The sequence below is a fragment of the Natronogracilivirga saccharolytica genome (genome assembly GCF_017921895.1).
In the GTDB taxonomy this organism is placed as follows: Bacteria; Bacteroidota; Rhodothermia; order Balneolales; family Natronogracilivirgulaceae; genus Natronogracilivirga; species Natronogracilivirga saccharolytica.
Genome location: NZ_JAFIDN010000008.1, coordinates 69,942 through 89,373 on the forward strand (window position 1 = coordinate 69,942; position 19,432 = coordinate 89,373).

Below are 19,432 nucleotides of genomic sequence, written 5' to 3' on the forward strand. Positions count from 1 at the left end.
TTATTTTCTTGCTGAAAAAAGCAGGAAGAGAGCTACGATGAAGAAAATTCCGTGTGGTGCGATCGCCGCATGCATCGGATCCATGGCACCGGTGTAGCCGAAAGGCTCAAATAGTTTCATCAGTGCCAGGTAGAGAAAACTGATGACCAGTCCCACGGCGATGTGTACCCCGCGTCCGCCTTTTCGTCTTACCGAGGCAACGGCAACACCTATAATCGTAACCAGTATAATTGAAAACGGATAGCTTAATTTTCCGTAATACTGAACCTTCGGCATGTCAATTCCGCCGGCACCGCTTCGTTCTATTGATTCGAGGTAGTCACGAATTTCCGGGTAGGTGAGCTGGTAGACATCCGAGGAGGTCCGGCCGAAATCCCGCGGATAGAGGTTGAGCGTTGTATCCCGCTCGTCGAAGGATATCTCTTCATACCCTCTGTCATTGAATTTTTTAATGGTGCCGTTGACCAGGCGCCATTTCTCTGTGCTGTCCTGCCAGGAAATGCGGCCAACTTCCATGGTTTCGGTAAGCTTGTCGTCATCAAACGTGTAAAAAGTCACCCTGTAGCCGGTTTTCTGGCGGATGTCGAAATAGTTCACAAGCATGAGCCGGTCCGGTGATTCCTGCCGGAAAATACGGTTGCGGTCAAGCCGCTCCGTCCGGTTCATTATATATTTCTGTTCGAATTCAGCCCTGATGGCATTGGAACGCGGCACGACATACCCGTCAAGGTAGCTGATGGTGGCTGCAACAAGAATGGCAAAGACCATGTAGGGGGCCAGCAGACGGTAGAGACTGATTCCGGCTGCACGCAGTGCGATGATTTCAAGCCGGTTGGCCATTTGCCCCGTAAGCCACAGACAGGCTGCAAACACGGCTACCGGCGATACCAGCCTGATCATTTCGGGGATGTAATTCAAATAGTAATCATACCAGATCTCGCTCAGCGACGCTCCGCGATCGGTGAATTCTCCGCTGTTTTCCGAAAAATCAATGATGATGAAAATGAAGATCAGCAGACCCACAACAAAGCTGCTGGTCAAAAGCATCCGGAAGAAGATATATTTATCGAATGTTTTGATCATTTTTTCACGATAACAAGATACAGCAGGATGATTGCGGCAATCGCCATGGTGAAATTCGCAAACCACATGCCCACAAACGGAGAAATGTACAGCCGGTCGGCAAGTTTTTCACCCTGTATGATACTGATCCAGTAATAGGTGAAAAGGACGGTGCTGATAATGGTATGGATACCCATGTTTCCTTTTCTGACCAGCAGACCAAGTGGTGCACCAATCAACGCAAACAGAATGCATGCAACCGGAATGGATGCTTTTTTGTGCACTTCTACCATGAACCGGGCAATGCGCTCATCACGCCATTGCAGGTTGTTTACAAGATTATCGGCCATGGTCTGGGTATTGCGTATCTGTGTGAGTCCCCTCATGGAAACTTCGCGCTGCTCCTGAGCGGATGAAAGATTGCGCAATGTTACGAAGGATAACGATTCAAGAGGTTTGAACTCCTCTTGTGCACCGATTGTGCGGTCCGGCCGGTCATCACTGTGGTCATGGGCATCCCGGTCCTGCATATAGTCATATTCCTCATCCACACTGGCCGTTTCGACAGTGGTGTCCGGGTCTTCGTGGAGTGTGATGTGGGAAGCCAGCAGGGAGTTTTTGAAATTCCTGATCTCGCGCTGTTTGTCCTGCTCAAGTGAATCTACCAGCGCAAGCATGGCCTGGGCACGCATTGAGCGCCCGTCACGGCTTCGGTCTTCGGGATTTGTTCGCGAAAAAGTAAGATCTGACAAATCGAAAGATATCCGGTAAGAGTCAAATCCGGTCTCCTCATGCAATGTACCCCCGGAACCCCGTCCGCGTTCAAGATACCGCATGATGGTGCCGTCAAACAAATTCAGCGTCAGGCTCATGTTGCGTTCGTCGCTTTCAAGCAAGCCTTTTTTTGCCTTGATGACGGCGCGGTCACGTCCTTTTTCCGGCCTTTGGAACAATGTGATATCAAACAGCGAATCGGAGTCCTGCGGGACATCCCTTACCAGGAAGGTGTACCCTTCAATACCTTCATAAAAGGTGTTTTCCTGCAGATCAAATCCGGGTTTTTGCATTCGGATGTCCATGAACAGAGCCCTGGCCTTGTAGTTGGCCTCCGGCAGCACCTCATTTGAGAACCATCCGAGAAAGATAGTCATCATAATCGCAACTCCGAGAACAGGACGGATGATCCGGAAGGGGTGGACACCGGCTGCACGAACGGCTGTATATTCATTCTGCTCTGAAAATTTCCCGTATGCGATGAGAGAGGCGGCAAGTATGGTCATCGGCACAGCCAGTACCACCATGTAGGCAAGGTTGACCATGATCAGCTCTACGATAACGGTGAACGGAATACCCTTCCCGACAAGATGATCCATGAACTGGATGAGAAACTGCATCAGCAGCAGGAACATAATGGTAAAAAAGCAGAAAACGAAAGGCCCTATATGCTGCTTGAGCAAGTTTCGTTCGATACTGCCGGGTAATAACTTCTTCAGAAAATTGACCGCCATTTTGAATAAAAATGCAGAATAATCGTTATTTTAGATATGTCTTTACACAAGATAACGGCAAAATATCAGAAATCTGTCGTATCCTGCCAATTAATTAACGAATGGGCATTGATTCATTGTTGCAGGGGTTCTAATTTCCCTGTCTGAATATGACCAAGAATCTTGAAAACCTGTCAGCCTATAGACCAATATTTACCGTTTGCTCACTTCAACCGTAGTATTTTTGGACCAGGGATAAACTGAGTTTTTTTCATTGTATTTTGTAACGGTTTGTAATGGTTTGGCAGGCCTGCTGACAGGTATTGCCTTTTTGTTGTTCCTTCCGCTTTTGGTACTCGCGCAGGAAACGGATACGTTGCGGGAAAACGGTATTGATGATCGCATCAACAACAGGGCTGCGTCTCAGATGGGGACGGATGTGGAGTCAAACCTGCCGCGGACCAGTCAGAAAAAGTTCCCCTCACCGCGCGGCTCCCGCGTTACCGATCCTTTTCCGCGCAAACGCTCCCCGCTGATTGAGATAGACCTGCCAAGAGATCGCGTGCTTACAACCCTTGATTCGCTTGATCATTATACTGTTCAAAGAGAAGTGTATGGTGTGCCCATTGGTTTTTCCAGGAAACTGGATTTTCAAACCATGTCGGAACTGAGTTTTGAACATACAGCCAGAGCCAACTGGAGACGTCTGGTAAATGAAATGCGACGCCAGAGAGATGCCCGGCGCGGCCTGCTGGATTTTACACTGGATCTGCCTGTTGGGGAGCGATCGGCATTCACCACCATTTTCGGGCGGCCCGAAGTGAATCTCCGTGTTACGGGAACGGCAAACATGAATGTGGGTGCAACTATCAGAGAAACCGAGGATCCGTCGCTGCCTCCTGATCAGCAAACGCGCATCGACCCCGTATTTGAACAAAACCTGAGACTGAATATCCAGGGGTCGATAGGGGACAAGCTTACCATCCGGACTGACTGGGACACAGAGCGATCGTTTGATTTTGAAAACCGGTTGAGCATACGTTATGAGGGTTATGAAGATGAAATACTGCAGAGTATCGAAATGGGAAATGTTTCGATGCAGACCGGAAATTCCCTGATCCGGGGCGGAAGTTCGCTTTTCGGGATTAAATCGGAAGCCAAATTCGGTCCGCTTCGGCTGACTTCCGTTGTTTCTCAGCAAGAGGGGCAGAGCGAAACCCAGACCATTACAGGCGGTACTGAGGAAAGTACGATTGAGATACGACCTGCATCATATGATAATGACCGGCACTTTTTCCTGAGTTTCTATGCCAGGCAAGAGTTCGAAGATGCCATGTCTGATCCGCAAACCGACCGCCGGATGTTCAATATTGAACGTATGGATGTATATGTCCTGAATACTTCATCTACCGAACAGTCCGGACAGCGCCGCGCTGTGGCACTGACGGATCTAGGGGTGGTCATGCAGGGTGACCGTTACATGCTGCCCGATACCGATGCCGATCCATTTGATGAAGATCTGATCGAATTTTACAGAGATCCGTCTGAAACTCCGTCAGCCTCGGATTTCGGTGTGGCCGGTGATGAGTTCGTAGAAGGGAACTTTGTTCCGCTCGAAGAGGGGGAAGACTACACGTTCAATGAGAGCAACGGGTACTTGTCGCTGGAGTCCAGGCTGAGTTCCAACCAGGCTCTGGCCATATCTTTTGCATACTCATCGGGAGGCGAATATATTGATGTCGGTGACGAAAATATCGGCGATGAGCGCCGTCTGTTTCTCAAGCTCCTCCGCCCGTCCAATATGACATCGAGCAGCTCGGCATGGGGCCTGACCATGCGTAACGTGTACAGTCTGAATGCCACCGACCTCACTCCGGATGACCTGGAAGTGGACATTCTTTTTGACGGGGGAAATACCAGCCAGACCAATTTGCCGGGACTCAGCAACGTTCTGCTTCAGGATCTCGGACTTGACCGTGTAGGGTCGGACCAGTCTCTGGGGTCAAATAATCAGATCGATTTTGGAACCGGTACGCTTGATGCCAGACGGGGCCGCATTATTTTTCCCTACCTGGAACCATTTGGCGGCCGGATTCGCGAAATTTACGAAAACAGCGATCTGCCTCAGGCCGAAATAGAGGAAAACATCAATCGATATGCGTTTACCGAGCTTTATGAGAGTTCGCAGGATAACGCCAGGCGCGAATCCGGAAATAATCTCTACTACATCGGCGGAGTGAGCACAGGCGCCGTTCAGGACAGCTATAACCTGGGTTTTGCTTTAGTCGAAGGCTCGGTCAGTGTAAGAGCCAATGGTGTGGAACTCTCCGAGGGGGTCGATTACGAAGTGGATTATTCCATTGGTAACATTGTCATTACAAACGACCGCTATCTGCAGAGCGGGCAGGAAATAGTTATTGATTATGAGAGCAATCAGATGCTCCAGATTCAGCAAACCACATTTGCCGGTGTGAGGGCTGAGTACACGGTAAATGACAACATCCGTTTCGGCAGCACGTATTTTACCCTTCGCGAACGCCCCCTGCAGGACAAGATTCCGATCGGGGATGAACCTATCCAGAATTCCATCATCGGATTTGACGGATCTGCTGAATTTGATGCTCCCTGGCTTACAAGGGCCATCAACTGGATCCCGCTGCTTCAGACCAGGGCCGACTCGGACATCCGTATCAGTGGTGAGTTCGCCCAGCTTCGGCCAAATGTTGCACAAACGCGTGCGGTTTCACGGGCTGCTGACCGCGGTGAGCTGTACCCGGATGAAGAAACCGGCCTGTCATTTATTGACGATTTTGAAGGCTCCAAGACAACGATCAATTTCCTGAGTCCGGGACGCTGGAATATTGCCGCGGCACCTCATGCCATTCCGGGGTATGACTCCGACATGAATACCGATGACAACAGCATGGGATCCCGCATCGCGCGGTCCGACATGCGCGGGAAGTTTTCATGGTACATGATTCCGCTTAATGTCGGGCGTGTTACCGATGCTGCAAGAACTCCGGAGTCACTGCCGGTTTCGGTATCGGATGTGTTCCCCAACCGGGAAGTGCTTCGTCAGGAAGACCGTCTGCAAACACTCGACATCCATTACAATCCGCGCAAACGAGGTCCATATAACTACAATGAAAACCTCAGAGACCTGCTTGAAGGACGTCCGGAGGACACATGGGGTGGAATGACCGCCACACTTCCCAGCGGCCAGAGTGATCTGCGCCAGAACAACGTGGAATTTCTTGAGTTCTGGGTACAGCCCCTGCTTCCGGATGGCCGTACACCGTCAGCCGGTGATCTCGAAGATTATGACGGCAAAATTTACATCGACCTTGGACTGGTTTCCGAGGATGTGATTCCCAATAATCAGCTTAACACCGAGGACGGTCTGGCACGCGCCCAGGACGGCAATAATATCAATGTAGGAAATGCCGGCCGGTCTTATGTTATTCCATCCGACAGAATCAATCTCACCGGTCAATTTTCCGTCGAAACACAGGAAAGAGAGGATGTCGGTCTGGATGGCGCCCACAGCACCGATGGTGAATTCAATGAGCAGACGCTGTTTGCCGATTGGCTCGAGCTCATGGAAGTTCAGTATTCAGACCAGCCGGAAATGCTGCAGCAGATACAGGAAGACCCCTCCAATGACCGGTACTACTATTTTAACCATCCTGCAGTAAGCGATCTGCCCCTTCACGAGCGTTTTCACCGGATGTACGGTTTTCTGGAAGGCAACTCCCTGTCCGACGGGGACTCACGGTCCATAACCAACCGGCCGGATACCGAAGGTCTCGAAAATCCGGCACGTGTAAACCGGGACAATTCCTATTTCCAGTATGAAATACCGATGAATCCGGCAGATACCAGTTCCATGCAGGTCGGGAAAAACTACATTGTGGACCGCGTGGAAGGGAGCGATCCTACGGATCGCTGGTATTTGGTACGTGTTCCGCTTCGGGAAATCGCCCGGGAAGTTGGCACGATAGAAGATCTTGAGCGGGTTCAGCATATTCGTTTCTGGATGAGCGGCTACCGCGAACCAATGACCATGCGTTTTGCTACATTTGAGCTTGTCGGCAATCAGTGGCGTGAATTTGAAGAAATCAGCAGGGACGGATATCAAAATACCATTTTCGACGTGGCTACGGTAAACATCGAAGAAAACTCGAACCGTGAGCCTATCCCGTATCGTGTGCCCAACGGGGCAATCCGTGCCACTCAGCGAAGCGGACAGCAGGAGCAGGTGCTTGCTAACGAGCAGTCGCTGTCGATGCGGGTTGAGGACCTGCGTTCTGGTGAGTACCGGATGATTCAGCGTCTCTACCCAAGCGGACTTAATCTGTTGAATTTCTCCAATCTGAGAATGTTTGTTCACGGGGAAGGATACGAAAGGCGTTCGGATCTGGAAGTGGTCATCCGGATGGGCAACGACCTGACGGATAATTATTATGAATACAGGCAGCCGGTTTCACCGACCGATCCGGACTTCAACTTTACACCGCTGGCACAGGATCCCGACCGCTCCATCCTGGAGGAAGAAACCGACCGCATCTGGATTCCGGACTCCAATAGTGTGAACATTGTACTATCATCGCTGAATGCGCTCAAGCAGGCCCGTGACCTTGAGGAATTTGATGCGGGCGAACTGTATGAGCGCACGGACTTGCCGGAAGACGCCCCTCCCGGAACCGTGATCGGAATCAAAGGCAATCCGTCACTGCAGCGGGTCAGGGAAGTGGCTATTGGTATCCGGAATCCGCACGACAGTGAGAGCGGTGGAAGCGGAGGAGGCGGGAAGCCGTCACTGGATGCCGAGGTATGGGTCAATGAGCTGCGGGTTTCAGGAGCTGATGATGAAAAAGGCTGGGCTGCAAACATGTCTACAGACATCCGGTTTGCCGATCTGGCAACAGTCAGGGCCAGGTTCTCCCGGTCTACCGATGGGTTCGGCGCCCTGGATGCCAGTCTGGCTGACAGGCAGATGTATGATGATTATTCGTATGACTTGTCAACTACCATCAACATGCACCGTTTCATTCCGGAGCGCTATGGCTGGAATATCCCGGTTCAGCTATCTGCCCGGAGAAGCCAGCGCACCCCCCGCTTTCTGCCGCAGGAGGGCGACATCCGGTTTTCGGATTTTGAGGATGCCGTCAGAGCCAGTGACGAGCCGCAGGATGAGCAGGACCGGCTGATTGACGAGATGCTCAGGCAAATCAGGACAGAAGACCGGCGGTACAGCGTAAATATTTCCAATGTGTCTAAAAGTGATTCCGAGTCGTGGTTTCTGAGAAATACTGTTGATAACCTGACCCTGGGCTATGTCTACAATATTCGGGAAGAAAGCAGCGACCGGCTTGAATTCAGGGATTCCTGGGATTACCGGACGAGCTTGAATTACAGATTGAATATCCGTGATATCCGGGTGGTCAGGCCATTGATATTTCTGGAAAACGTGCCCGTTCTGAACTGGATTTCCGAAACTGGCTTCACGTTTGTACCCAGTCAGGTATCCTTTGGAGGAAACCTGAATCGCGATTACTCGGAAGAGCGTCGAAGAAGCTTCACGGATAGTCAGTTCGATCTGCAGCAGCGGCACAACTTTGACTTCCGGTCTAATGTGTCCGTTAATTACAATTTGACGCAAACCATTTCAACTTCGTTCAGCAACCAGACCCGGCTGAATCTGGAGTCTATCGGACAAAGGCCTGTCTCGGAGACCATTGACACAGATTTTCCGTTGCAGCCGCCGGACGAGGATGAGGTGGAGTACCGGCTGAAACCAACGTTTGAAGTCATGGAAGACTGGCTTCTTGATCCGGCCGTGTCTCCGCGCCGCGACAATTACCAGGAGTCATGGACGGCATCGTGGCGTCCGCGGCTCAACCAGATCGACGGGCTCGACTGGTTCAATTATTCTGCTTCCTACCGCGGACAGTTCCGCTGGCAGAACAGTCCGGAAGGATCGGGCCTTGGTGCCAATCTGACCAACCAGTACAGTCTGGATCAAAATCCGGAGATCAGAACCCAGAACCTGCTGGAACGGATTTCTCTCTACGAACGGGCAAAGCAGGCGGATGAGCAGGCTCAGCAGGAGCGAAGGAGAGAACGGCAGCAAAGCCGAGATAACGGAGAATCTGTTGACAGGGAGTTGAGCGAGCAGGTCGTCTACTATGGCCGGCGCTTTCTGCTTGGCATCTTGAGTATCCAGAATCTGAATATTTCCTATAATATTAGCGGCAGTTCCGCACAAAGCGGATATGACGGCGGTTCCCAGATTTACCACATGTTCGGTTCTGCGGATGATTCCAATTTTTCTCCACCATTCGCTTACCGCCTTGGCCTGCAAAGTGAGATACCCCGGAACAAACTGATCACCAATCCCGAACCCGGGACCGAGTTATCGCTCAGGGCAACCAAGGATTCGCGCCAGCAGCTGAACGTCCGATCAGGATTGCGCCCGTTCAGTGACTTCACTGTGAATGTCGACTGGCGGACCAGCTGGCAGGATACCCGCACGCAAAATCAGACTCTTATTTTCCCGGATGAACTCAGTGTGCAAAGAGAGCACTCCGGAAGAGTGGAAACATCTGTATGGGCATTCGGCGCGGGTTATGATGCGTTATTTGACCGGCAGCTGAGCAGAGCCCTGGATGAGTTCGGCGAAGATCCGGAAATTACCGATCTTGATGCGGATGATGTCCCGCTGACATCAGGCAGCCTTGAAAAAGATTTTCGCCGCTCCTATCTCGGATTTGCATCGGGTACGATCGGCGAACGGGGGTATATGCCCATACCGCTGCCAAACTGGAGTATCAACTGGTCGGGCTGGGAGCGACGCCTGCAATTTCTGGATGATTTCATCCAGCGCGCGACCATCAATCACAGCTATTCCAGCCGCTATGAAACCGGATGGCAGCTCAATGCCAACAGAGGAGCAGACCGGTCCAGGTCACTTGGCGGGTATACATTTTTGTATGAACAGCCGGATTATTCAAGCCGCTCCATCAGTCTGCAACGCTCTTTCTCTCCGCTGATTGGTGTCAACATTACATGGGCAAACAACCTCAGGACCCAGATACAATACAATCGCAGCAAAAGGGTCAGCATAAGTTTTTCCAATAATACCATCACCGAGAGCAACAGTCAGGGAATCACCTCTACCTTCAGCTACTCAAAAAGAGGATTTCGGATCCCGTTTTTCCGGCAGCTTAACAACCAGATTGAATTGAATCTCTCAGTCAGTTACAGTGACGACCTGACCTATACGTTCCGCCTTAATCAGGACATCGCAGATGCCCTTCAGCTTCCGCCTGATGAAATTGACCAGTTTACCCGGTCCACACCGGATGAAAGAGGAACAGCACAGTTTCAGCTCAGACCATCCGTCAAGTATCAGTTCTCACGGACGATCAATGCCGGCCTGGAGTACAGTTATACCCGCCTGATGCCGAGATCCACAGGGACCTATCCCAGAACCGACCAGGATATCCGCTTCAATATCCAGGTATCGATCCGTTCAAACTAACCTGACCGTTTCAATTAAGGATTCCGCCGACCTGTCATCTTCGTCCTGCTCATCATGCCCGATGCGATGAGTGTGAGAGCAAGTGACAGCCATCCGATCCAGTCCCCGTAACGGACATAAAACGTTTTGTGATCGTAAATCGGCACATCGTAGACAAACCGGTCCTGCGTCCAGTAGGTCGTTTTCACGGCGACATTCCCGTTGGCATGAATCACGCCGGACAATCCGTTATTGGCACTGCGCAGAACGGTCCGGCGCGTTTCGACGGCCCTGAGCCGTGCAAACTCATAGTGTTGAATATGTCCGCTTGTATTGCCCCACCAGCCGTCATTGGTGATGACCATCAGAAAGCCTGCGTTATTGTTGACAAAACTGCGTACCCAGTCGGGATAAACCGAGTCGTAGCAGATAAGGGCAGGGACCTTGTGGCCGCCCACGTCGAACATATCTAACGTTTTTCCCTTGCCAAACATGGCCAGGCTGCTCCAGTCGATCCATCCGAACAGGTCGATCCGGTATAGCGTATGCAGAAACGGAACCCGCTCAACCATGGGCACCAGCTTGGCTTTTTTGTAGAAATCAAGCGAACCGTCCGGATAAAAACCAAGTGCGGAGTTGTAAATGTTGTAGGGACGCCCGCCAAATTCGCCGCGGACTACAGGCGGCTCCTGGCCGGGTTCGTATCTTCTGAGAAAGGATGACCCGGCAATGAGAGGGATATCCCATGATTCCACATAATCGCGGATGACGACATCCGCCTGTCCCGGATCGTCTTGCCGGATCAGTGCTTTGATGGCATTTTCCGGCCAGAAGACGGCGCGTGTCTCGGATGTAATGGTTTCATCGCTCAGCTCAAGGAGTTCTTCAAGCGGTGTAATGGCATCGGGGTATCCTGAAAGATGGAGATAGGAGTCATAATTTGGCTGCATGACGGCGACTTCGGTTGTATCCACCGGTTTCAGTTCATACAAGTGGTACCATGCAGCTGAGCCCAGAGCCGGAACAGCCAGCACTGCAAGAACCAGGTAGCGATGAGCTTTGCGGAAGATCAGCCAGGCACATAAAACTATCCAGAATGTGATACCAAGCATACCGGTCACCGAAATGTACTGCACGAGCCAGGGTGCGGTTGCAAAGCTGTTTCCCAGACTGATCCAGGGCCATGACAGATCCCACCGGAAGTGCAGGAATTCGTAGGTGAGCCAGACGGCAGGGGTGCTCGGCGCAGTCAGCCAGAAGGGCAGCCTGCTGTGCCGGATCATCCATATCAGCATGAGGGGCAACGTCATGATGGCACTGTTGGCCAGTATGGCGGCAATACCGCCGGCGATGGTGGCAAAGGTGAGCCAGTACGTTGTAATAATATTCCACAAGAGCAGACCCGCATAGGAAACATAGGCCATTTCCCGTGCGGACCCGGTAAGTTCGGTCAGACGGAGCATCAGCACAAAGGCGGGAATGATCAGCAATGGAAATGGAAAGGGAAACGGGGAGAAGCTGATGCCGAGCAACAGCCCGGAGACAAGGCTGGCTGTCCACTTCCGGTTCCAGATATGCAAAAAAAGGTTTGTAAGGCCTGCTGTCATGTTGTCTTAACTGATGAATTGGTTGCCGGGGTTAACATTAGGTTGTCACGTGAGAAGAGGTCATTATAAGCCGGGCTTGTCTGCATCCGGGCTGACCGGATCTTCCCGGTAATTCTTGCCGGCAAGAATTATGACGAACTCTCCCTTCAGGTTCGCATGCTCCCGGAGCTTATTGCTTACAACAGGTACCGGCCCGCGGATAATTTCCTCAAAGTGCTTGGAAAGTTCGCGGCAGACGGCGATCATCCTGTCCGGTGTGCAGCGCTCAGAGAGCTCTTCTGCAAGTTTTATCACACGATGAACGCTCTCGAAAAGCACAACCGTACATTCCTGATCAACAATGGCATCAATTCTGCCGGAGCGTCCCTTTTTTGCCGGCAGAAATCCTTCGAAAAGAAACCGGTCGCTCGGCAGTCCGCTGGCCGACAATGCGGTAATCAGGGCAGACGGTCCCGGAACGGCGCAAACCCGGTGACCATTTCTGTGAGCTTCCCTGGCAGGAAGAAAGCCGGGATCTGAGATTCCCGGTGTTCCGGCGTCACTGATCAGGGCGATGTCCTTGCCGGAATCCAGGTATTCAATTACAGAAGCCGTTTTCCGGTGCTCGTTGTGCTGATGGAAAGAGAGGGTCGGTGTACCGATATTGAAGTGGCGCAAAAGCTGGCCGGAAGTCCGGGTGTCTTCGCAGGCAATGGCGTGAACCGAATTGAGTACGTCTATGGACCGGGGTGAAAAGTCGGAAAGATTGCCGATGGGTGTTGCTACAAGATACAGTGTGCTCACAGCGTTTTGTCTAATTTTTGGGAGAATACTGACCTAAAGTATGACTAAACTGAAATAAAGAAAAATGCGTTATATTAGGCGCGGCGGGTGATCACCGGCGGGTATTCAACGAAAACTATCTATTACAAACGACAACAGACTGAACAAAAATGACAAAAAAAAGATTTAAAGGGCTTAATCATATTACACTCAGAGTAAATAACATCGAGAAGGCAGAGGAGTTTTACGGGGAGGTGCTTGGATTTGAGGTTGAAAAGAAAATGGGCCGGAGCATGACGGTATACCGGATCGGGAAGGATTCGCTGGTGCTTGTAGAGGCTGAAACAGAATACGAGCGCGCTTCCAAGGACTACCGCGTCGACCATTTCGGTTTTTTTGTGGATTCCCCGGAGGAGGTTGATCAGCTGGCAGAATATTTCAAGGAGCGGGAAGTGACCATTTTGAGCGGGCCGTCAAACAGGAAAACAGGTCGTTTTGTCTTCATATCGGATCCTGATGGTAACATGATTGAGATTTTCAACGAAGGCGGCTGAACTTGTGCAACTGGCCGGGTGATTTCAATTGGCTGTTTTTTTTGTTAACTTACCAAGTTACAAAAGAAAAATTAGCGACGACTGTGATGAAACTGACAGGGTTTTCCGAACTGACAAACAGAGAGCAGGAGGTGCTCAGATACATTATCCAGAACTTCATTGTGACGGCCAGTCCCGTTGCATCGAAGACACTGGTGGACAGGTATCGTCTGAATATCAGCTCCGCGACAGTCCGGAATGCAATGAACAGTCTGGAAAGCAAAGGGTTGCTGGATCATCCCCACACATCTTCGGGTCGCATACCCACCGAAGACGGGTACCGGCTGTATGTCAATTCCCTGATGCAGGTTTCCGAGCTGAGCAGGGAGGAGAAGCAAATTCTCGATACTATCCAGAACTTTCTGACCAATGATGTGGATGATGCGGTGCAGTCGGCGGCGCGCATCCTGGCCCGGCTGTCCAATCTGCTGGCTGTCGTCATCGCACCGAAACTCGGACACGGAGTATTCCGCAAAATTGAACTCGTATCCATCAGTTCGAACCGCATACTTGTGGTTTTGACTGTGGAAAGCGGCATCGTCAAAACGCTGTCCGTTGAAGTGCAGACCGAAATAAAGCCGGATGAGCTGGAACGTGTTGCCAGATTTCTAAACGAACGTCTTCACGGTTACAAACTGAGCGAAATCGCTAAAAAGATCGACGAAATGCTGGCCAATTATGACCAAGGCGATTATTCCGGTCTAATAAGGGTGTTTATTGACAGCGCCGACACGATTTTTGATGATAACCATCTGCGCAGGTTTCATTTCGGTGGTGTGGAATACATGGCACTTCAGCCGGAGTTCAATGATCTCGGAAATTACAAGGGGATTGTAGAACTGCTGGAAAACGAAGACATGATTATCCACCTGTTTGACGATCCCCGGGTGGAAAGCAGCGAAAAGGATGTCCGTATCCGGATTGGAAAAGAGAATAAAATTCAGCAGGTGGAACAGTGCAGTGTCGTCTCTGCCAATTATCACTATGGCGGCATTAAGGGCACCATAGGACTGGTGGGGCCTACGAGAATGAATTACAGCAGGATGGTAGCTCTTGTTGAGCAGCTTGCCAACCGCTTTAATGTATACAATCCCGGAGCATAGATCATGCCGGTAAGGTTTGCAGGGTTCCGGTATCCAATAGAATAAAAACGGTTTCGTTAACTGGTGTTTGCGGAAGGAATTGTGAATTACAGGGCAGTCGCCGGAATCAACGAAATCAAGGATATAGATCAACAGAAATTTTTCGAAGAGTTTACAAGTTATTTATGAACACGATTGACAATGAAAAAATGAAAGCAAATTCTTCTGAACAGGCAGGTAATTCGGCTGATATGAATGAAAACAGCGATCATCTGAATGAATCAGGTAATTCAGCCGGCAGTCGCGGCGCATCCTCTGAATCAGGGGACCAGTCAAAAACGCAGGAACAGGAGCTGAATTCCGGAAATAAAAAGGATGATGAAGCAGCATCCTCAGATCAGGCCGGTCAACAGGCAGCAGATGAGAAAGACGAAAAAATCGCGCAGCTGGAAGAGGAGCTTCAGAAAACCCGTGACAGCATGCTCCGTAAGGCTGCCGAATTCGAAAATCTGAAGCGGCGCACTCAGAAGGAAAAGGAGCACATATACGATGAGGCCCGCGCGGCTTCCATATCAAAATTCTTAAGTATACGTGAAGATCTCAAACGAAGCATTGAGCTGTCCCGCGAAAAAAACGTGGATAAAGGGTTTCACGACGGACTGAAAATGCTTCTGAATAATTTTGACCGGATTCTGGAGGAGTACAATGTGGAACCTGTAGAAGAGACCGGTGTTCCTTTTGATGTGGACAAGCATGATGCCATGCTGACACAACCTGCCGAAGATGATTCTGTCGAAAGCAATACAGTCCTCCAGGTCCTCGAACCGGGGTACATGATGGGAGACCGCGTAATCAAGCACGCCAAAGTTATAGTCAGTCAATAATCGTAACACATGTCTAAACGAGATTACTACGAAGTTTTAGGAGTTGATAAAGGTGCCGGCGAAGCCGAGCTCAAACGGGCATACCGCAAGCTCGCCATGAAATACCACCCTGACCGCAACTCCGATAACCCGGATGCAGAACAAAAATTCAAGGAAGCTGCTGAAGCTTTTGAAGTCCTCAAAGATCCGGATAAAAGGGCACGATATGACCAGTTCGGTCATGACGGACTCCGCAATGCCGGTGGATTCGGAGCAGACTTCGAAGACATCAGTTTTGATGATATTTTCAGCCGCTTCAGTGACATTTTCGGCGGTGACATATTCGGAGGTATGGGAGGAGCGCAGGGCAGAAGCCGGCGCCGTTCCGGTACCGGACGCCCGGGTGATGATATGAAAATATCGCTGAACCTGACCCTCGAAGAGATCGCTTTCGGAACGGATAAAGAGGTCAAGGTCAAAAAATTTGTGGTCTGTGATTCCTGTGAAGGTTCCGGTGCGGAGACCGAAGATGATTACATGACCTGCGATGCCTGTAATGGTGTCGGAGAAGTACGCCAGGTAACCAAAACCATGTTCGGACAGTTTGTGAATGTGCAGCCCTGCCCAACCTGTCAGGGAGAAGGCCGCACTATTCGTGACAAATGCAACTCCTGCAAGGGTGAAGGTCGCGTAAGGGGTGAAGAGACAGTGAAAATTCAGATCCCGAGCGGAGTAACCAAAGGAAACTATATCAGCCTGCGCGGACAGGGACATGCCGGGATTCGCGGAGGCGATGCCGGTACACTAATCGTACTGATCGAAGAGAAAGAGCATGAACATTTCAAGCGTGACGGAGACAACATCCTCTACGATCTGAATGTCAGTATACCGGATGTCATCCTCGGCACGACGACCGAGGTGCCCACGCTCAGAGGCAAAGCCCGGATCAAAATTGATCCCGGTACGCAACCCGGCAAGATGCTCCGCATGCGTGAAAAAGGTATCAAAGGGCTGAACACCAAAAGATTCGGTGATCAGTATGTCCGGATAAATGTATTTGTTCCGACATCAGTTTCTGAAGAGGAGAAACAGATGATTGAGTCGCTGAAAGAATCCAGCAATTTTGATCCTGCCGAGAGTAAGGAAGTCCGGGAAAATCTGTTTGAACGGGTGAAATCGGTGTTTACCTGAATGTGACAGAAGGTATTTCTGTCATTTAAGCCTTACTGAAGCAGATCGCTTTTTTTGACCGAAGCCTCTTGCTGTTCCTTGCGCCATGCAGACAGATGTTCTGCCAGTTTCTGATCCTGAAGTGAGAGAATTTGCAGCGCCAGGAGTCCGGCATTCATGGCATTGTCGATGGCTACCGTGGCAACGGGAACTCCCCGGGGCATCTGGACTATGGAAAGCAGGCTGTCCATTCCCTTGAGATGACGCGTGGATACCGGAACACCAATAACCGGCAATGTGGTGTGTGCAGCAACCATACCCGGCAGATGTGCGGCACCACCTGCACCTGCTATGATAACTCCAATGCCTCTTTCCCTGGCAGTGCGGGCATACTCTGCCATAAGATCCGGAGTACGATGCGCTGAAACGACCTTTTTCTCGATATCCGCATCAAACTGCCCGCAAATTTCAGCAGCTGCCTTCATGACAGGCCAGTCAGAATCGCTGCCCATAATAATACCAATCCGGAAGTTTTTTTCTTTCATGCGTCTGGGAATTTCGGTTTATAATGACAGATGAAATGAACATGACCGGGCTGTCGCAGAGTCACACAGGCTCATGATAAACATGGTCATGGAATTACATCTGACCATATGAATCTGAAAAACTAAACAGATGAAATGACATTGCATTTTTTTTGACTCGCCTGTGTGTGTCCGGACGCCGGACCGGTCACGGGTATTCCAAATATTTCAGTTTAAATTCTGATTTGTTGCGCAAGATCTGAAACTGCAGATAGGGTTTGCTTATGCTGCTCTCCAAGCAGGGTTATATGGCCCATTTTGCGGCCTTTTTTGCTGTCACGTTTGCCGTAGATGTGCAAATGGGCATCTGGGCTCTTGAAAAGATCACTGGAGTTTTCAACAACAGCCGGTGCATCGGCAAAACCCAGCAGATTCTCCATCACGGCCACCGGCCTGCGCATTTCGGTTGAACCCAGCGGCAAGCCCATAACAGCCCGGATGTGATTTTCGAACTGGGACGTAACACATCCTTCAATGCTGTAGTGTCCCGAATTGTGGGGCCTGGGCGCCGATTCGTTGAGCAGCAGCCTGCCATCATCCGAAAGAAAAAACTCGAAGGCAAACAAACCCCTTCCGTCAATCGCTTCAACAGCATCAACGGAAATCCGGCAGGCTTCATCACGGATTCCCGGGTCAATATCGGCGGGAGCAATGACCGTTTTACAGATGTGTCCCTGCTGTATGGTTTCACAGCAGGGGTAAACGGCGGTTCCGTGATGATTGCGCGCCACCTGTACGGCAAGCTCTTTTCTGAAAGGAATAAATGCTTCGGCTATAAGCTCGCGGTTATCATCACCGCCAAGTGACTGGAATGCAGAAACAGCCTGATCTTCGGAACGGATAGTTACGTTTCCGTATCCGTCATATCCGCCTTTTGATGATTTCAGAACCCATGGGTACCCGAATGCATTGCCTGCTTCTTTCAGATCATCCCGGCAGGTTACTTTCCTGTAGGGCGTTACCGGAATTCCGGCCTTACTGAACGTCTCTTTCTCAATCCATTTGGACTCAAGAAGTGAAAATGTTTTCGGGGACGGGTAAATAGGGGTGCCCGAGGCCTGTTCCACATCAGCCAGCAAGGATCCGTCAAGGAACTCATTTTCCAGGGTTACAATAGTGCATTGACGTGCAAAGCGGATGAGCGCATCCCGGTCATCAAATGCACCGGGCGTCCTCAGCGGCGTCATCCACTCCAGAGGCTGGAAATTGCCGGTATTTTCAGATTTGTTGTCTGATTCATCGGAATCAGTTGGGTCAGTAATTCTGCCCGAGCCGCCGGTGCTGCTGCGGGATGCAGTTCCGGGGTAAGCTGACACTTTCATACCCATCCGGAAGACCTCGGCTGCCGACATCCTGGCAAGCTGTCCTGCACCAAGAAATCCGATTGTGGTATTTGCCGATATTTCAATATGGTTGCTGCTGTTCATGCGAATGAAGAATAATGCTTGGAAATTGCCTATTTTGCTCCGGCCGAAAAATACAGTAAAACCGGCACAAAAGAATCATTTGATTATTTCCCGCGTTAGGAAAGAAAACAGAGGATTACAGAGACATCATGGATATTGAAAAAAAACTGGAGCAGCTGAAATCCCGCTACGAAGAACTTGCAGTGGCGTTGAGTGACCCGGGTATATACGATCAGCCTGAAAAGCTTACCGAGGTCACCAAGGAACACAGTTCTCTGAAATCTCTGGTTGAAGATTTTGAAAAATGGAAGAATCTGAAAAACCAGATTCGTGGTAACGAAGAGGTAATCGCCCAGAATGAGGATCCGGAACTGACGGAAATGGCTCGGATGGAACTAAAGGAGCTGAAGCAGGAGCTGGAGTCACTGGAGGAGAAGATCCGGATGGATCTGATCCCGAAAGATCCCGAGGACTCCAAAAATGCCATAATGGAAATCAGGGCCGGAACCGGCGGTGATGAAGCTGCAATATTCGCCGGGGACCTGTTCGAGATGTACCGCCGCTATGCTGATGAGCGCAAATGGAAAATTGAGCTGATGGACCTTCATGAATCGGAAAAGGGCGGATATAAAGATATTGTTTTCAAGCTGACCGGACAGGATGTGTTTGCCGAGATGAAGTATGAAAGCGGAGTCCACAGGGTGCAGCGGGTTCCGGAGACGGAATCCCAGGGGCGGGTTCACACCTCGGCAGCAACGGTCGCCGTACTTCCGGAGGCCGAAGAAGTTGATGTTAAAATCAATCCGGCGGATCTTGAATTTGAAGCGTACCGGGCGAGCGGAGCCGGCGGGCAGCATGTTAACACTACGGATTCGGCTGTCCGTATCCGGCATGTTCCGTCCGGCGTGGTGGTGACCTGCCAGCAGGAGCGCTCTCAGCATAAAAACCGGGAGAAGGCCATGGCGATGCTGCGTTCCAAACTCTATGAACACGAACTTAAAAAAACACACTCGGAACGGGCCGAAGCAAGAAAATCACAGGTGTCAACCGGTGACCGCAGTGCCAAAATACGGACCTATAATTTCCCGCAAGGCCGTCTGACGGATCACAGAATCGGGCTTACGCTTTACAATCTGGATGCCATCATGAAAGGAAATCTCGGCGAGGTGATCAAAGCTCTGCGTATCCAGGACAACCTGGAACGGATGGAACAGGTATCCTGAAGATTGAGAACAGTCGGGTTTGCATCATTAAAAGCTCTGACAAAAAACAATACGAAAAGACTCTATAGAAT

The 19,432-nt window shown here is 50.6% G+C and carries 12 protein-coding genes; 6 read left to right on the forward strand and 6 right to left on the reverse strand.

Going from position 1 to position 19,432, the window contains the following annotated elements; genetic code table 11:
* Positions 1-1,083 carry an LptF/LptG family permease gene (locus tag NATSA_RS10640; protein WP_210512437.1) on the reverse strand — a complete coding sequence of 361 codons (1,083 nt, stop codon included), beginning with the start codon at positions 1,081-1,083 and terminating at the stop codon, positions 1-3.
* A complete protein-coding gene (locus NATSA_RS10645; RefSeq protein ID WP_210512438.1) occupies positions 1,080-2,570 on the reverse strand; it encodes an LptF/LptG family permease in 1,491 nt (496 codons plus the stop codon). Before NATSA_RS10645 ends, NATSA_RS10640 begins: the two co-directional genes overlap by 4 nt.
* 280 nt (positions 2,571-2,850) lie before the next feature.
* Here NATSA_RS10645 and sov point away from each other — a divergent pair, with 280 nt between their 5' ends.
* A complete protein-coding gene (gene sov / locus NATSA_RS10650) occupies positions 2,851-10,092 on the forward strand; it encodes a T9SS outer membrane translocon Sov/SprA (RefSeq protein ID WP_210512440.1) in 7,242 nt (2,413 codons plus the stop codon).
* Between the two features lie 14 nt (positions 10,093-10,106).
* Here the strand turns inward: sov and lnt are convergent, their stop codons facing one another.
* A complete protein-coding gene (lnt, locus tag NATSA_RS10655) occupies positions 10,107-11,678 on the reverse strand; it encodes an apolipoprotein N-acyltransferase (protein ID WP_210512442.1) in 1,572 nt (523 codons plus the stop codon).
* A 63-nt stretch (positions 11,679-11,741) separates the two neighbouring features.
* Positions 11,742-12,461, reverse strand: coding sequence for a 16S rRNA (cytidine(1402)-2'-O)-methyltransferase (rsmI, locus tag NATSA_RS10660; protein ID WP_210512444.1), 720 nt, complete (start codon positions 12,459-12,461; stop codon positions 11,742-11,744).
* Positions 12,462-12,610: 149 nt separating this feature from the next.
* On the opposite strand from rsmI, the gene NATSA_RS10665 reads away from it, so the two are divergent.
* The 4 genes from NATSA_RS10665 (at position 12,611) to dnaJ (ending at position 16,169) form a co-directional block, all read left to right on the forward strand.
* Entirely contained in the window at positions 12,611-12,994 is a 384-nt protein-coding gene (locus NATSA_RS10665) for a VOC family protein (protein ID WP_210512446.1), read from the forward strand.
* A gap of 86 nt (positions 12,995-13,080) precedes the next feature.
* Complete coding sequence (hrcA, locus tag NATSA_RS10670) at positions 13,081-14,136, forward strand: heat-inducible transcriptional repressor HrcA (RefSeq protein ID WP_246481808.1); 1,056 nt, start codon at positions 13,081-13,083, stop codon at positions 14,134-14,136.
* 188 nt (positions 14,137-14,324) lie between these two features.
* On the forward strand, positions 14,325-14,999 hold the full coding sequence (locus NATSA_RS10675) for a nucleotide exchange factor GrpE (RefSeq protein ID WP_210512449.1): 675 nt from the start codon (positions 14,325-14,327) through the stop codon (positions 14,997-14,999).
* 9 nt (positions 15,000-15,008) lie between these two features.
* Positions 15,009-16,169 (forward strand): molecular chaperone DnaJ, encoded by a 1,161-nt coding sequence (gene dnaJ / locus NATSA_RS10680; protein WP_210512451.1) that lies wholly within the window; start codon positions 15,009-15,011, stop codon positions 16,167-16,169.
* A gap of 32 nt (positions 16,170-16,201) precedes the next feature.
* On the opposite strand, the gene purE is transcribed toward dnaJ, so the two are convergent.
* Positions 16,202-16,693, reverse strand: a complete 492-nt coding sequence (purE, locus tag NATSA_RS10685) for a 5-(carboxyamino)imidazole ribonucleotide mutase (RefSeq protein WP_210512453.1) — start codon at positions 16,691-16,693, stop codon at positions 16,202-16,204.
* 212 nt (positions 16,694-16,905) lie between these two features.
* On the reverse strand, positions 16,906-18,159 hold the full coding sequence (locus NATSA_RS10690; RefSeq protein ID WP_210512455.1) for a 5-(carboxyamino)imidazole ribonucleotide synthase: 1,254 nt from the start codon (positions 18,157-18,159) through the stop codon (positions 16,906-16,908).
* A gap of 128 nt (positions 18,160-18,287) precedes the next feature.
* On the opposite strand from NATSA_RS10690, the gene prfA reads away from it, so the two are divergent.
* A complete protein-coding gene (prfA, locus tag NATSA_RS10695) occupies positions 18,288-19,361 on the forward strand; it encodes a peptide chain release factor 1 (protein ID WP_210512457.1) in 1,074 nt (357 codons plus the stop codon).
* Positions 19,362-19,432: the final 71 nt, after the last annotated feature.